The sequence below is a fragment of the Chryseobacterium sp. Leaf201 genome (genome assembly GCF_001421435.1).
GTDB lineage: Bacteria > Bacteroidota > Bacteroidia > Flavobacteriales > Weeksellaceae > Chryseobacterium.
Genome location: NZ_LMKA01000097.1, coordinates 23678 through 37094, shown reverse-complemented (window position 1 = coordinate 37094; position 13417 = coordinate 23678). Strand labels below are relative to the sequence as shown.

Annotated in this window: 18 protein-coding genes; 1 reads left to right on the top strand and 17 read right to left on the bottom strand. The window is 40.7% G+C overall.

The features are described from left to right. Positions 1-191: 191 nt before the first annotated feature. A complete protein-coding gene (locus ASE55_RS20505) occupies positions 192-347 on the top strand; it encodes a hypothetical protein (protein WP_185116298.1) in 156 nt (51 codons plus the stop codon). Here ASE55_RS20505 and ASE55_RS14955 read toward each other — a convergent pair whose 3' ends face one another. The 17 genes from ASE55_RS14955 to ASE55_RS14875 all read right to left on the bottom strand — a co-directional run bounded on the left by ASE55_RS14955 (position 348) and on the right by ASE55_RS14875 (position 13407). Further along, positions 348-995, bottom strand: coding sequence for a J domain-containing protein (locus tag ASE55_RS14955; RefSeq protein WP_056221316.1), 648 nt, complete (start codon positions 993-995; stop codon positions 348-350). Between the two features lie 175 nt (positions 996-1170). Beyond that, entirely contained in the window at positions 1171-1440 is a 270-nt protein-coding gene (locus tag ASE55_RS14950; protein WP_056221314.1) for a hypothetical protein, read from the bottom strand. Between the two features lie 84 nt (positions 1441-1524). Beyond that, positions 1525-1872: a hypothetical protein gene (locus ASE55_RS14945; protein ID WP_056221311.1), complete on the bottom strand. Its 348-nt coding sequence runs from the start codon at positions 1870-1872 to the stop codon at positions 1525-1527. Between the two features lie 10 nt (positions 1873-1882). Then, complete coding sequence (locus tag ASE55_RS14940; RefSeq protein WP_238585063.1) at positions 1883-2437, bottom strand: RNA polymerase sigma factor; 555 nt, start codon at positions 2435-2437, stop codon at positions 1883-1885. A 378-nt stretch (positions 2438-2815) separates the two neighbouring features. After that, complete coding sequence (locus tag ASE55_RS14935) at positions 2816-3274, bottom strand: hypothetical protein (RefSeq protein ID WP_056221305.1); 459 nt, start codon at positions 3272-3274, stop codon at positions 2816-2818. 127 nt (positions 3275-3401) lie between these two features. Next, positions 3402-3845 carry an SRPBCC family protein gene (locus ASE55_RS14930; protein ID WP_056221302.1) on the bottom strand — a complete coding sequence of 148 codons (444 nt, stop codon included), beginning with the start codon at positions 3843-3845 and terminating at the stop codon, positions 3402-3404. A gap of 43 nt (positions 3846-3888) precedes the next feature. Further along, complete coding sequence (locus tag ASE55_RS14925) at positions 3889-4317, bottom strand: hypothetical protein (protein WP_056221299.1); 429 nt, start codon at positions 4315-4317, stop codon at positions 3889-3891. A 75-nt stretch (positions 4318-4392) separates the two neighbouring features. Beyond that, positions 4393-5226 (bottom strand): SDR family oxidoreductase, encoded by an 834-nt coding sequence (locus ASE55_RS14920; RefSeq protein WP_056221296.1) that lies wholly within the window; start codon positions 5224-5226, stop codon positions 4393-4395. A gap of 93 nt (positions 5227-5319) precedes the next feature. Beyond that, positions 5320-7803: a hypothetical protein gene (locus tag ASE55_RS14915; RefSeq protein ID WP_056221293.1), complete on the bottom strand. Its 2484-nt coding sequence runs from the start codon at positions 7801-7803 to the stop codon at positions 5320-5322. Between the two features lie 226 nt (positions 7804-8029). After that, positions 8030-8887, bottom strand: a complete 858-nt coding sequence (locus ASE55_RS14910; protein WP_056221290.1) for a VOC family protein — start codon at positions 8885-8887, stop codon at positions 8030-8032. Between the two features lie 52 nt (positions 8888-8939). Next, the gene (locus ASE55_RS14905; protein WP_056221288.1) at positions 8940-9224 is read right to left on the bottom strand and encodes a hypothetical protein; all 285 of its coding nucleotides are present in this window, start codon (positions 9222-9224) and stop codon (positions 8940-8942) included. A gap of 21 nt (positions 9225-9245) precedes the next feature. Next, positions 9246-9659 (bottom strand): SRPBCC family protein, encoded by a 414-nt coding sequence (locus ASE55_RS14900; protein WP_056221285.1) that lies wholly within the window; start codon positions 9657-9659, stop codon positions 9246-9248. 78 nt (positions 9660-9737) lie between these two features. After that, positions 9738-10169 (bottom strand): VOC family protein, encoded by a 432-nt coding sequence (locus ASE55_RS14895; protein WP_056221283.1) that lies wholly within the window; start codon positions 10167-10169, stop codon positions 9738-9740. A gap of 61 nt (positions 10170-10230) precedes the next feature. Continuing rightward, positions 10231-10755 (bottom strand): hypothetical protein, encoded by a 525-nt coding sequence (locus ASE55_RS14890; protein ID WP_056221281.1) that lies wholly within the window; start codon positions 10753-10755, stop codon positions 10231-10233. Positions 10756-10771: 16 nt separating this feature from the next. Further along, positions 10772-11182 carry a VOC family protein gene (locus tag ASE55_RS14885; protein WP_056221278.1) on the bottom strand — a complete coding sequence of 137 codons (411 nt, stop codon included), beginning with the start codon at positions 11180-11182 and terminating at the stop codon, positions 10772-10774. Positions 11183-11403: 221 nt separating this feature from the next. After that, positions 11404-12000: a Crp/Fnr family transcriptional regulator gene (locus ASE55_RS14880; RefSeq protein ID WP_082474592.1), complete on the bottom strand. Its 597-nt coding sequence runs from the start codon at positions 11998-12000 to the stop codon at positions 11404-11406. Between the two features lie 195 nt (positions 12001-12195). Further along, entirely contained in the window at positions 12196-13407 is a 1212-nt protein-coding gene (locus ASE55_RS14875) for a DUF763 domain-containing protein (RefSeq protein ID WP_056221276.1), read from the bottom strand. Positions 13408-13417 lie beyond the last annotated feature (10 nt).

The following is a 13417-nucleotide window of genomic DNA, read 5'->3' as shown; positions in this document are numbered from 1 at the left end:
TATTATAATAGAATAATTATGAACAGGCTTTTTAATAAATTTATAAAAGACGGCAGTAATTGTTATTATTTTCTGTTTTTCATCAGTTTTTATTCACGTCAGATAAAGTCTTCTTAAACCTTTAATAATCAGGGGAAATAATTTATGTTAATTTATTATCTGTATTTATTCTAAATTAATATATTTGCAACATGAATATGATTGTCCCTTTCAAAGTTCCGCCTTTGGCCCCTGCATTTACCATGAGTAATGAAGAAATCTACTGCGGCGAAAAGAAATCCTGCTGTAAGAAGTTCAAAAAAGGAAAAAGATGCAAGAAGTGCCCGGGAAATAAGAAAATTTCCTAATTAACTGAAGTTTGTTATCAGGAAGTATATTGCGATTGCAAGGATCAGGATTCCCCAGATCAGCATAATTATTTTAGGCATGCCTCTCCGGTTCACCATGGTTCTTGGCTGTGTCCTGAATAATTCTTCCACGCCGTCTTTAAATTTATCGGCATCGTTATCAAAAACTTCGGTAATCGTAATGCCCTGAACTGCCGTCTTATGCAGCAATGAGTTGGTTGCATGGAGCAGGACCTGAAATTTCCCGTCCTTGAATTCCGTAATTTTAAAAATCCGCTCACCATATTGTTTTTCCAGCCCGAACGGCAACACTTTCACCACATCTGCATTCTGGGTCTGCCAGGTAATAATAATCTCCTCCCCTTTTTTGGCATGTACTTTATTCGCGGTAAACGTTTTTATGGAAGGCGGAACGGTATACCTGAAACTTTTCTGGTGGCTTTCCAGGTTCTGGTCATAAGAATACCTCCTGCCTTTATCACTCAGCGTTTCGTAGGCTTCCTGAATTTCCCGGAACCGGTCTGCAAAAAAATCATCATTTTCATTTTTATCAGGATGGTATTTCAGGGAAAGTTTCCGATAGGCTTTTTTGATGTCTTCTTCTGAAGCATCATGAGAAATCCCGAGAAAATAATAGTAATCTTTCATTGAACCTTACAAAAATAAGGATTTTATTTTTTTCATGCAGCAATACAGCTGATTTTATCATGACAAACAAGGGTGAATACAGTATTTACTGCTGGTTCGGGTCGGAATAAAAAAGTTCGGGTCGGGAAGCTTTGCTTCCCGACCCGAACTAACAATTTCAATTCTTACTTTTATATTATGCTTCGGCAGTACGTTGCTTTCTGCTTTCTCTTGTGCAGCATTTTGAAGCGAACTCGTTCCTGAACTTTCCTTTCAGCTCATTGTATTGCTCCTCATCCATTTCCCTGATTTTGTCTGCCAGGCCGAAAGGGGATTTTTCCCTGATTCCGTACTCTTCAAAAATACCTTTTACAAATCTTTTTCTCTGTATTGCTTTCTTAGCAATCAATGCTACGCCTGCAACGGCCAGTGCTCCCAGAGCACCCTTTAATACTGAATTTTTCATTTTTTTAAATTTTAAATTTTACTACTTCTTTTTTTATAAAGACGAATACATTGTTGTTTTACTTTACTACTTCTAAAATTTCAATTATTCGTTGGTTCTTTTGTTTTTGCTGAAAAAGCCGTTTTCACATCTGCTCCTCCAGACTTCCTTGAATTTTTCTTTTTCTTCATCAGACATGCCTTCCATTTTATGCCTCATGTGTTTTTCCTTCATATCGCGCATCCCGCGGTCAAATTTCCCGTGAAATCCTCCGAAGAGAATCTTGCTCAAGACCAGGATTCCCATGGCCTGCCAGTAATTAATGGTTTTTACACCGATAATTTCAGGGAGAATGCAGTTCCAGAGCCACATCACAATCAGTGCAACGGCAAGGAAAATTAAGGGCGGACATAAAATTAAAAGTGCCCAGCTTTTTTTATATTTATTGTTCATGATATTTTTTCTAATTATTTAAATCCTCGTACAATTGTCTCAGCCTGTTTCTCAAGTGTTTCACCGCATAGTTTTTCCTGCTGATAATGGTTTTGATATTTTCACCCTGTTCGTCGGCTATTTCCTGAAGGGTCTTATCATTCAGTTCATTTTCCACATACGCCAGCCGCTGCTTTTCGGGAAGCTCGTCCAGGGCCTCAAAGAGTTTTTTCCAGATTTCGTCCTGGAACATTTTTATTTCCGGTCCCGCGCTTTCATCCATCAGCAGGATATCCTTAATGGAAAAACTGCCGTCTTCGTCTTCGTACACAAAATCCTCAAGATTCTCAGTTTTCTTTTTCCGGTATTTGTCCGTAATCTTATTCGCCGTTACCCGGTACAGCCAGCCGCCGACATTCACGATCTCGGACAGATTGGTAATACTGCTGAACTGGTACCACACCTCCTGTAAAATATCTTCTGCATCTTCCGTATTCCTCACCTTCGGGCGGATATACGACATCAGCTTTCCTCCGTACTTTGAAACGGTCTGTGAGATGATATTTTCCTTCTCTTTTTGTGGCATTGTTATTTTTTCGACAACCTCCATATGGCTATGACGGTTGGTATTTTTGTTTTACTTTAATAAATTTAAAATATTTTTCGGGAAGTAAGGAATTTCTTTTGGTTATCAGGGTTTGAAGCAGAAATATTTATTTTGACATTGGGGTGAATCGTTTTTAAATTTATTATGCAAATTAATAAACACCGTCAAATTTTTAATTTTGTGATTGACTTAGCAGACCACCCCGTCAAAATTCTTTGAATTTCTGCCACCCCTCCGAGTGAGGGGAATTTAAGATACAGCTTTTGGTCAATTGGAATTAAATCCTTTTAATAATTACTGAATTAAAAAACGGAAAGCAAAAACTTTCCGTTGGTATGATGTAGCGATTTCAACACGTTAATTCAGATATATGCCGAAGTACCAGGTCCATGCGATCAGGATCACCTGCATCGGGATTCTTTCCTTATAGAGATAGCCCATTCCGGGGCCGGTATAATCTCCTTTGAAAATATTGATTTTCTTTTTTGAAGACTGGAAGTTGGCTATAAAAACCAGAACGTAGAAGATCAGCAGTAAAACAGCGGTGAGTTCACGGATGGAAGGAATCATGAGTCCGATCCCGGCTGCAATTTCAATAATGCCGGTGAAATAAACCCAGAACAGTTTTCCCGGGATAAAATCAGGAATCATCATTGCCATTCCTTTCTGGAATTTAAAATGAGCCAATCCGGTAAATATGATAAATACAGCCATTCCCAGGTTTCCGGAAAATAAAAAATTCCAGTCGCCCTGAAATAGTTTAGTCCCCAGTAAAGCCAGAATGAATGTGGCAAAAAGAATTGTTAACAGTTTCATCGTATTGTATTTCGCAGGATAAACAGATTTCGAAAGCTTTTCTGTTATACTTTTTAAAATTAAATAAAAATCTCCACTTTCCGCTGAATCTGCGAAGGATAAACTATTCAGCTCCTTTTAATTTAACTTAAATTCCTTCTGCGAGGCTTTTAATCATATCCAGGCCTTTGGTAAATCCGGCATCCATATCCTCGCGCCGGTCTTTATCAATCTGTACTTCCACGTGCAGTTTCGTACGGCCTTCAAAATCAATCAGGATGTATTTTTCAAAAAAGCCGCTCCACTCCATCACTTCCCTGCTCCGGGTATCTTCATTGCCTTCTTTATCCACGGTTCCCAGATGCTTGAAAATGATCTGATCCGGTTTATCAAGGGTATCAATGGTTGAAATCAGCCCTTCTCCTTCAGCATTCAGAAAATAGGTTTTGCCACCGACCTGCCAGTCTGATTTAATTACTGATCCGTGCCCGAAAAACTGGGTCCACTGGGCATAGGTTTCGGGGTTCCAAATCACATCCCAGATTTTCTGCTTAGTGGCGTTGATTACTTTTTCGTAAGATAAGGTTTCCATATTGTCTATTTTTGATTTGTTCAGTCACTGCTTTATCCTGAGATTACAGCTGGTTTTCCGAAAGGTTTTTAATGATCATCAGTGCATTGGGGAATTTTTCTTCGTAGAAACTTTTAAATTCCTCACTGGTCTCAATTTCCACCATCAGTCCGGTTCCCTCTTCGTTTTCTTCCAGAATGTAAGCTTCGGTAGCATCACCCCATTCACGCGGTGTTTCAATCCCTTCAAAAATCTCTCCCAGATGCTGCATCTTCAATAATTTATGCGGGATATTTTTTTCTATCCTGCTGTACATTCCGTTGTTATGGGAATCAAAGAATTTCATTGTGCTTCCTTCTTCCCAGGTTCCCTGATAAAAGGATCCTTCTGTAAAAGCAGTTGTCCATTGCCTGTAAGAAATATCATCCCACAGCACGCTCCAGACTTTCGCAGGCTCTGCATTGATCTCTATTTCAAAATGTAATTTTTCCATTGTCCTGTAAAGTAAAGTTAGTATAAAGCCTGCCTAAGATAAGCAGACTTTATGATGTTAAGTTTTAAAGTTAATTTATCCGCCCACGAAGTCACCTCCGTTAATATGGATGACTTCACCCGTAATAAAGCTGGAATCTTCCGATGCCAGAAAAACATAGGCCGGCGCCACTTCAGACGGCTGTCCTGCACGTTTCAGGGCGGTATCTTTTCCGAAAGTGGAAAGGTCATCAAACGTTTCCTTTACCAGAGGAGTCCAGATCGGACCGGGAGCCACTCCGTTCACCAGAATCTTTTTCTCTGCAAGGTTGGTGGAAAGGGAACGCATAAATGATAGTATAGCCCCTTTTGTTGCAGCATAATCAATAAGGTGATCACTTCCGCGATAGGCTGTCACAGAGGTGGTACAGATAATCCTTCCGCCTTCGTTGATCATCGGCAGGAGATCCCTTGTAAGCGAAATCATCGAAATAATATTGGTATTGAAGGTTTCCAGGATCTGCTCGTCTGAAATTTCTTCCAACGCATCTTTTGAAGTATGGATCCCGGCATTATTCACTAGAATATCCAGCTTTCCCCATTCCTTTTCAATCTGTGCGGAACATTCGGTCCGGAAATCTTTTTTACCCAGGTCTCCTTTGATCAGGATACAGCTTCGGCCTTCTTTTTCTACCAGTTTTCTGGTTTCTCCGGCATCGTCATCGCTTTCTTTATAAACGATGGCAACATCGGCTCCTTCCCTGGCAAAATGAACGGCAACCGCCTGTCCGATTCCGCTGTCTCCACCGGTAATCAAAGCTTTTTTACCGGTTAATTTCTCACTTCCGCGGTAGTTTTCACGGATAATTTCAGGCAATACCCCTTCATTAGGAACTTCTGATTTTGAGTCTGACTTGTTCTGTGTGTTCATATGCAAATCTTTTTTTCTACAGTATATCAAACAGCACGCCGAAACAGCCCGTCTGCAGAATATGAAACGGCTGATAGCGGATGAAATTCCGGCTTAAATCAGGTATTTTTTCAATCCTTCCATGATTCCCTGCCATAAGGTATTGAAAAAGCTTTTGTTCGGATCTCTTTCTTTATCAACTTCCACATGGCTCGGCTCACCTTTAGAATCATTTTTAACAAAAATATTGGCTATAGCGCTCAGCAGCTTCCGCTCCTTACCCGTATTCTTATTCATGAAGTTCACGTTCATATCGCTGTATTTGAAGTAGAAATTACCTCCGATATTTTTGCTGTTCCCTTTATAGTCAAATTTCAGGTAATGGATTTTCCCATCCAGGCTTACATTCAGGTAAGGCCTTACGAAGAGATTCGCATTTTCCACCGACAGATCATTAATCATTCCGTTAATGGCATAGGCATCGCTTTTATCGGCAACATCAAACTGCCAGCTTACCTTGGTGTCGGCATCTCCGAAAAGCCTGAAATGAGAATCTACTTTGATCACCGTAGGCCTGCCTTTCATTTTCGCGCTGTTTACATTATAGATGGAAGCACTGAAATCTTCAAACGTAATTTTTCCGGGAATCTGGGCTTTTTCCGCAACCTCCTCATACGCAAGGCGAGAGTTTTTAATATCAATCTGCCTGATAAATAAAGGGAACTTCACATCGCGCAGTTTTTTGCTGAACATATAACGGACGCCAACGTCATCAGGCGGTGCCAGATCATGGAAAATATTACAGTTTACCCCGTCAAAAACAATACGGTCAAGATTAATGGCTGTATTTTTCCCGATTACGGAATTTTTATCTGTGATGTTAATTGATTTTACATTTATGGTATACAGGTCTTCTTCCACCGAAATCATCCGGTTGAACTTTGCTCTGGAATATTTCGGAAGGAAACCGAAATCTGTAACCTGCGTTACTTTACCCGTATTTTTTATCCCGTTTACTTTCAGCCGGTAGTATTTACCGGCATCCACATCAATTTTATTTGCTGTAATCAGCTGGTTCTTCATATGGAACGGAATGGATTCTTTCAGGATACTTTTATCCGTTGTAACCGAATTCAGTTTAACATTAAAATTCCCGACCTTTATTTTATTAACACCTTTTGATTTCTGTGAGAACGTTCCGTTAATGATATTCACAGCGCCGATATTGGCAAGAAAGTCCGAAGCGGCAGATTTATTTTTACCTGTATTTTTCTTCTTTTGATCCGCTGCAATAATTTCAATATCCGGCCGGTACACATTAATAGTAGCAAGCTTCATCTGAAACTGTTGGCCGGCAAACCGGGACGTGTTTTTAAGGATTTCGATTTTCTGTGTCTTGATATTGAAGACATCTTTTGTCCTGCTTTTTCCCAATGCGCTGAACCGGACATCATCCAGAAAAATATCATCATTGTCTGAAGAAATCTTTTTAATGCTTACTGCCTGCAGCGGATCGGTCATAAAATAAATATTCTCAAACTCAATATTATGGCTGGAAAATGCAAACGGCACCTTTTGTTTTACCGTATTTTTATCAAAGACAATTTCATTTAAATTCAGACGGAAATTATCAACCGATGCGGTTTTCACTTTATTTTTCTGCTGAACCAGAACAGAACCTTCCCGGATATCAAGGTTTTTGATTCCTATTTTTAAATTGACTTCCTTCGGGTTTTCCTTTACCGTTTTCTTGTTGGTAGAGGTAACAACCAGCTGCGGCTTTGTAAACCGGGTATTTTCTATAATCAGGGAATCCTGGTCTATTGTAAAGTTTTCTGCCAGAAGCCGACTAACTTTCAGGTCAAAAACATTTCTTGCATTGTAAAGGCCGGGGCTTTCGATAGGTTTAAGGTGAAATCCACTGATGTCTAGCTGTTTATTCTTTGCGTCAATCTTTGTAGCTAAAATCTGGTAAAAATCGTTTACCGTAACCACCACGTCATGCGCATCGATTTTAAAATTTTTAAAAGAAACGGGCAGTTTTGAATCATCCTTGCTCTTTCGGATTTCCGTAAGGCTTACATTGACATTTTTTCCGTTAAATACATCTTTCCGTTCTGCATTTTTTACTGAAATATTTCCATTGGTAACGAGAATGTTATCAATTCCGAAATCTGTTTTCTTTTTTACCGTGTCTTTCTTTTTTTTCGGTTTGCCTAAAGAAACCCGGATATCAGGATCAATCAGTTTTATGTTTTTTACATGGTATGATTTATTGAAAATGGCATTCCAGATCCCAAAGTCTTCTACCTGCAGGCTTTTCACACTTCCTCTGATTCTGGTTACGGTAGAATCTGTAGTCGGTTTGGTCTGTATAGCGACAGAATGTGCAGAGATATTCCCTTTGTAAAGGTCAAGATCGAAATCTTTCAGAACAATCCGGTAAGAAGTTTTTTCATTGATGAGTTCCGGAAGTTTGTGTTTAAGGTAGATGTTAAGTAAGAATGGAGAAACAAGCGCTAATAAAATCAGGACGCCTAAAATAATCAGTATTGTTTTTTTCCATTTTGCAGGTTTTTGTTTAATTTTCGTTTTCATGTAAGGAGCAGCTCATTATTTAAAAAGTAAATCAGCATACCTTACATTATTCTCAAATCCTATTCCAAATCCGTAACAAAAATGATTTTAGCCTTAATTTAATTATTTTCTGCGTATTTATGAATTATTAAAGCGACATAACAGAAGTTTCCCTGCATTTCTCCCATTTCTCTTATTCTTTAATTTAATCTTCTAACTTCCCGCCTCCATCTGCTTTCTCAAAAATTTATGAAGAATACGCCTTTTCCAGTTCTTCAATATTTATTTTCTGCATCCTCATCATCGCCTGAACCACTTTATAGGCCTTTTCCTGATCAGAATCATTCATCAGCTGGATCAGTCTCTTCGGGACAATCTGCCAGCTGAATCCGTACGGGTCTTTCAGCCATCCGCACATGCTTTCCCTTCCGCCGCCGGAAGTCAGGGCATTCCAATAAAGGTCAGTCTGCTGCTGGTCATCCGTCATCACGACCATTGAAATACCTTCGTTAAAATCAAATGCGTGATCATGAGAATTATCCATACAGAAAAAGCTGTACCCGTCAATTTCAAAATGGGCCTGCTGAATATGTTCCGCAGGTTCGCCGGCCGGGTTACCGTCACCGTATTTTAAGATGTTTCCGATCCTGGAATCAGGAAACGTTTTGGTGTACAGTTCCATAGCTTCCATGGCTTTTCCGTTGTTTTCATGAATAAACATAAGCGTCGGAACCAGTTTCTGTCCGGTCTGTTTTTCGCCTAAAAAGATCTGCCAGGAAACATCATATTTATCTTTGACCCAGCCGTATTTTTTGCTCCAGGGGTAAGCATCCAGAGGCATCATTACATTTCCGCCTTCCATCAGCAGGTCCCAATACTTCTGAACCTCATCTTCCGCTTCACAGATGACCATAAATGAAACCGAAGCATTTTTCTTAAACTGCGGGCCGCCGTTCAGCAGCATTAATTTCTGTCCGAAAAGTTCAATATTCATTACGACCGGTGTATCTGCCGTAATCTTTCCGTTAAATATACTGCAGTAAAATGTTGCGGCATCTGCAGCTTCTTCATCACACCACAGGCATGGGAATATGTTGTTGTTCATAAGTATTATTTAAATTAGGTTTGTTTGGGGTTGATTTATTTACATTATAAACTCAGGATAGACATTTTGATTTTAAAGCAGCCGGTTTTTTAAAAGAAACCTGATGTTCCTTCATATGGAGTTTCAGCCTGTTCATGGTGTTTTTCCCGAAGCCGTACAGCTGTGCGATTTCATCTTCAGAATATTCCGAAAGTTTTTCCAGGGAATCTATCTTCTCATTTTCCAGAGCCTTCCTTGCCGGATTTGCAATAATCCCTTTCAGAAAATCATCTTTTTCCGGGTGGCATGGGGGACACATGGAGGTCAGGCATTTTGCCATTATGACTAAATTGATCATGGCTCAAAACTTCTGACCGGATTAATTGTTTTCAGCGTATTTGTGAAAATTATTCAGGATCGCATACCATCCGTCACGCTGCATTTCTGCCGGATTCTGTTTTTCGGGATCGAATATCTCGGTAACCTTTGTTGTATTTTCATCAATCTTATCAAAAATTATTTCCACTTTCCGGCCGTCTTCAAGGTGGTATCTGATCTTTTCACAGGGAATCACCTCATCATAGGTTCCTTCAAAATCAAACCCGAAGCTGCCGTCTCTGGCTTCCATTCTTGTCTTGAATGTCCCGCCGGCTCTCAGATCATTTTCAGCGGTCGGGCAATGCCAGGTTTCATGGGCAAAATTCCATTGGGTGATGTGTTCCGGTCCGTTAAAGTAATCCCAGACTTTCTGTACGGGTGATAAAATGGTGATATCAATGGTAATGGGTTCCATATTATTGTATTTTGGCGGTGTAAAAGGGCAACCGCATCAGCCGGTCGCCCTCAGTATATAACTCAGTTTAAAGATAAGCTATTTTATATATTCTTCATTATAATTGATCATCCAACAGATACCATATCTGTCCTGAAAACTTCCGAAATAATCTCCCCAGAACTGGTCTTCTATCGGCATTTCAATTTCTCCGCCTTCAGAAAGCTCTTTAAAAATACGGTCGGCCTCATCACGCGATTCAGGGAAAATAGAAACATAGCTGCTGTTTCCCACAGTGAGCCTCTGTCCGAAGCCGGGAATGATATCAGATCCCATCAACAGGTCAGTTCCCACCGGAAGCGCAATATGCATCACCCTGTTTTTTTCTTCATCGGAAAGGTTTTCTGTACCGGGAGCACTGCTCATTTTGTACACGTCACCAAGGAATTCGCCGCCGAAAACGGATCTGTAGAAATGAAAAGCCTCTTCTGCCTTTCCATCGAAATTTAAGTACGGATTTAATTTTGCCATGATTGGTTGTTTTAAGAATGTATTGTATTTAAGAAAACGACATCAGATAAAACCTGAAATGTTAATATTTTAAATCTTTGTCAAAATCATATTTCATTCCCCCGTAGCCGAGGATTTTCCGCATCAGTCCGATCTGCCCGCACAGGTAATCTTCACGGCCGATGCACATTCCGGTAAAATTCAGAATGGTTTCCGGGAAAAAGTCGATATCCATTCCCATGGGAAACGGTGTATCCAGCTCTTCATCGGTGATGTCCAGTAATTTCTGATAAACCAAAGGTGAAATTTTATGGAAGCTGTCTTTCAGCTGCTGCAATGACGGGTAATCCAGGCTTTCATCCAGTGTTTTTCCCTGAAAGAAAAAATCCTTATATTCAAATTCTTCCTGAAGCCCGAGGGCTGTTCCCAATGCATAACGCATATCCAGAAAATTCCCGGCCATCCAGATGATGTGGTTGGTTCTGCCATCAATTCTTTTCAGCGCATCTTCTTCGGAAATTCCGTCAAGAACCATAAGAAAAGTCTGGCTGTGTCCCCGGAATGCAGGAATAACGATGTCTAATTTGTGTGATGTTGGTGTGTCCATGATTAATAGGTAAAAGTTAAGGCTGTGACGGCATCTGAGAAACATCTGCAAAAGTTACATTCCAGCCATGCCCATTGATGTCCCAGAAAGAATTTTGGTACATCCATCCGTAATCCTGCGGTTCTTCGTGCTGGGTTGCGCCGTTTGCGACAGCCGCATTTACAACCTGATCCACTTCCTCGCGGCTGTTTAATCCGATGGCAATTAAAACCTGGGTGGTATCGCCATTCGGAACCGGCCTTTCAGAAAAGGTCTGGAAGTATTCTTCGGTTATGAACATAACAAAGGAATTGTCATTTAAGATGATGCAGACTGCTCTCTCATCTGAAATCTGATCATTGACGGAAAATCCGAGATTCGTCCAGAATTCTTTCGTTTTCTGAATATCTTTTACCGGAAGGTTAACATAAATCTGGTTGATTTTCATTTTATAATTTTTAGTATTAATTTTTTATGCTGAGACTTTCAATCTTCTTCTTAAACCTATTCAGGGAAATTATGGTGATCACCTAAATCTTTACCCGCATCTAAGCCTGCTGAATCTAAAAAATCAGCAGAAAATTATTTTACTCAGATTGATTTAAAGGCTTTAAATTTTTAACCAAATTACCGGGTTACCATGAAACTTCGCTTGCCATAGGACAAGATTTACATTTTTGTGGCATCAAAAGAAAGCAGCTCCTTGCGGATCCGGCTCAGGGAAGTATCGGTAATCCCCAGATAAGAAGCAATCTGCTTCAGCGGGGCGAATTTTATAACCTGTGGTTTCTGCTCCAGAAGGCTGAGGTAACGCTTTGTTGCGGACAGGGTAAATACATCCAGCGAACGCTGCTTGTAGATAAAAAGCTGCTGAGACATCCAAGCCCTTCCCCACTCCCTCAGATTGGGGATTTTATGGAACAGTTCCTGGAAAGTATCAAACGTCATTCTTTTACATTCACAGTCTGTAATACAGACGATATTTTCCTGTGACGGGATTCTCTGGAACAGGGAAGATACTTCGATGATAATTTCATTCTCCGTGAAAAAGTGGGTGGTGACTTCATTCCCGTTAAAATCATTGACCAACGAACGCGCCAGGCCTTTTTCCATAATGTAATATTCATTGGCCGTTTCTCCTTCTTTAAGGATGCAGTCTCCTTTTTTAAAATATACGGTTTCATGAGCCTGAAAGATTTCTTCAAGTTCTTCAGACAGAAAAAAGGGAAAGTCGTAGCAGATTTCCAGGGCTTTATTTGTGCTCAAGTCAATGTTTTTTAATGCTTTAAAAATAATAAAAAATATTAAACACAAGCATTTTATATTGTTATTCCTGTAACAGATGGATGGATGCTGTACACAGAACGTCAGAGCATTACCTTGTTTGACTTTATTTCCTTATCATGTTCAGCATGATGATGATTTGATCTGTTTAATGATGGAGCGATCTGACAGATCAGTTTAAAACAGGGAAAGCTGGATTGATTTAGGAGGAGATGGTTTTTTGGCATCCCCGAAAACGGTTTTACCACCGAAGCGCCATGAGTTCTGCCTCTCCTCTTCGATAACCTGCTGAATATCGAAATCAGGAATAAAATTCTGCTCCGTTTTTACCACAATCTCATGAAGTTTGTTTAACGTCCGCAGCTTATCGGAATTTCCGAGCTTTGATTTTTCAATTCCTTTTTTAATGATGCTGATGCTTTCATCATATACTTTGGTGGGCACAGGAAAGGGATGGCCGTCTTTCCCTCCGTGGGCAAAGGAAAACCGGGCGGGATCTTTAAATCTTGACGGTGCACCGTGGATTACTTCACTGACCAGGGCCAGCGACTGCATGGTACGCGGACCGACCCCTTCGAGCATCAGCAGATCCTCAAAATTCTGCGGCTGCCGTTCTCTTGTCACATACAAAAGTGCCCCGAGGCGTTTCAGATCTACATCGGAAGCCTCTACATGATGATGGTTCGGAAGGATCAGCCTGGAAAAATCGCTCATGATTTCTGCAGAATCGGTATGGGAAATTTCAAGGATTCCTTTCCGGTTTCCGGAAGCTTCCGCATCGGTAAGATTGAGGATCCGGCCTCTTGAAATCCCGTTGATTCCGGTGTGAGGTTCTTCTACAAAAGATTTTATATTTCCGGAATGCCAGTGGTAGCGTCTTGCCGTACCGTCTGATTCATGCATTCCCTGCTGAACCACGCTCCAGTTTCCGTTATCGGCCAGGATAAAATTGTGCAGGTAAAGCTGATATCCGTCCTGGATTGCCGTATTATCCACCTTTGCAGATAGCTTGCTGGCTCTTACCAGTTCATTTCCGTTCAGGCCGGTTTTATCGGCAATCTGAATCAGCTCCGACGGTGTTTCCCGGGAAAACTTTCCTTTTCCGCCACAGATATAAAGCCCCAGCGACTGTGAATTGGGATTGACTGAACGCTTTAAAGCGCCCATTACGGAAGTGGTAATGCCGGAAGAATGCCAGTCCATTCCCATCACCGCGCCGAAACTCTGGAACCAGAAAGGATCAGCAAGCCTCCTGAGCACTTCGTCTTTTCCGTAATCCATGAGGATAACCTCAATAACGGAAAGACCGAGAACGGACATGCGCTCGTACAGCCAGGGCGGTACTTTGCCATAGTGAAGAGGTAAATCTGCGGTTCCGGAACGTTTCATAATGTAAAGA

Bases quoted from the DNA above. Each gene is read 5' to 3' on its own strand.
- ASE55_RS20505 (WP_185116298.1), top strand. From the start codon at position 192: ATGAATATGATTGTCCCTTTCAAAGTTCCGCCTTTGGCCCCTGCATTT.
- ASE55_RS14955 (WP_056221316.1), bottom strand. From the start codon at position 995: ATGAAAGATTACTATTATTTTCTCGGGATTTCTCATGATGCTTCAGAA.
- ASE55_RS14950 (WP_056221314.1), bottom strand. From the start codon at position 1,440: ATGAAAAATTCAGTATTAAAGGGTGCTCTGGGAGCACTGGCCGTTGCA.
- ASE55_RS14945 (WP_056221311.1), bottom strand. From the start codon at position 1,872: ATGAACAATAAATATAAAAAAAGCTGGGCACTTTTAATTTTATGTCCG.
- ASE55_RS14940 (WP_238585063.1), bottom strand. From the start codon at position 2,437: ATGCCACAAAAAGAGAAGGAAAATATCATCTCACAGACCGTTTCAAAG.
- ASE55_RS14935 (WP_056221305.1), bottom strand. From the start codon at position 3,274: ATGAAACTGTTAACAATTCTTTTTGCCACATTCATTCTGGCTTTACTG.
- ASE55_RS14930 (WP_056221302.1), bottom strand. From the start codon at position 3,845: ATGGAAACCTTATCTTACGAAAAAGTAATCAACGCCACTAAGCAGAAA.
- ASE55_RS14925 (WP_056221299.1), bottom strand. From the start codon at position 4,317: ATGGAAAAATTACATTTTGAAATAGAGATCAATGCAGAGCCTGCGAAA.
- ASE55_RS14920 (WP_056221296.1), bottom strand. From the start codon at position 5,226: ATGAACACACAGAACAAGTCAGACTCAAAATCAGAAGTTCCTAATGAA.
- ASE55_RS14915 (WP_056221293.1), bottom strand. From the start codon at position 7,803: ATGAAAACGAAAATTAAACAAAAACCTGCAAAATGGAAAAAAACAATA.
- ASE55_RS14910 (WP_056221290.1), bottom strand. From the start codon at position 8,887: ATGAACAACAACATATTCCCATGCCTGTGGTGTGATGAAGAAGCTGCA.
- ASE55_RS14905 (WP_056221288.1), bottom strand. From the start codon at position 9,224: ATGATCAATTTAGTCATAATGGCAAAATGCCTGACCTCCATGTGTCCC.
- ASE55_RS14900 (WP_056221285.1), bottom strand. From the start codon at position 9,659: ATGGAACCCATTACCATTGATATCACCATTTTATCACCCGTACAGAAA.
- ASE55_RS14895 (WP_056221283.1), bottom strand. From the start codon at position 10,169: ATGGCAAAATTAAATCCGTACTTAAATTTCGATGGAAAGGCAGAAGAG.
- ASE55_RS14890 (WP_056221281.1), bottom strand. From the start codon at position 10,755: ATGGACACACCAACATCACACAAATTAGACATCGTTATTCCTGCATTC.
- ASE55_RS14885 (WP_056221278.1), bottom strand. From the start codon at position 11,182: ATGAAAATCAACCAGATTTATGTTAACCTTCCGGTAAAAGATATTCAG.
- ASE55_RS14875 (WP_056221276.1), bottom strand. From the start codon at position 13,407: ATGAAACGTTCCGGAACCGCAGATTTACCTCTTCACTATGGCAAAGTA.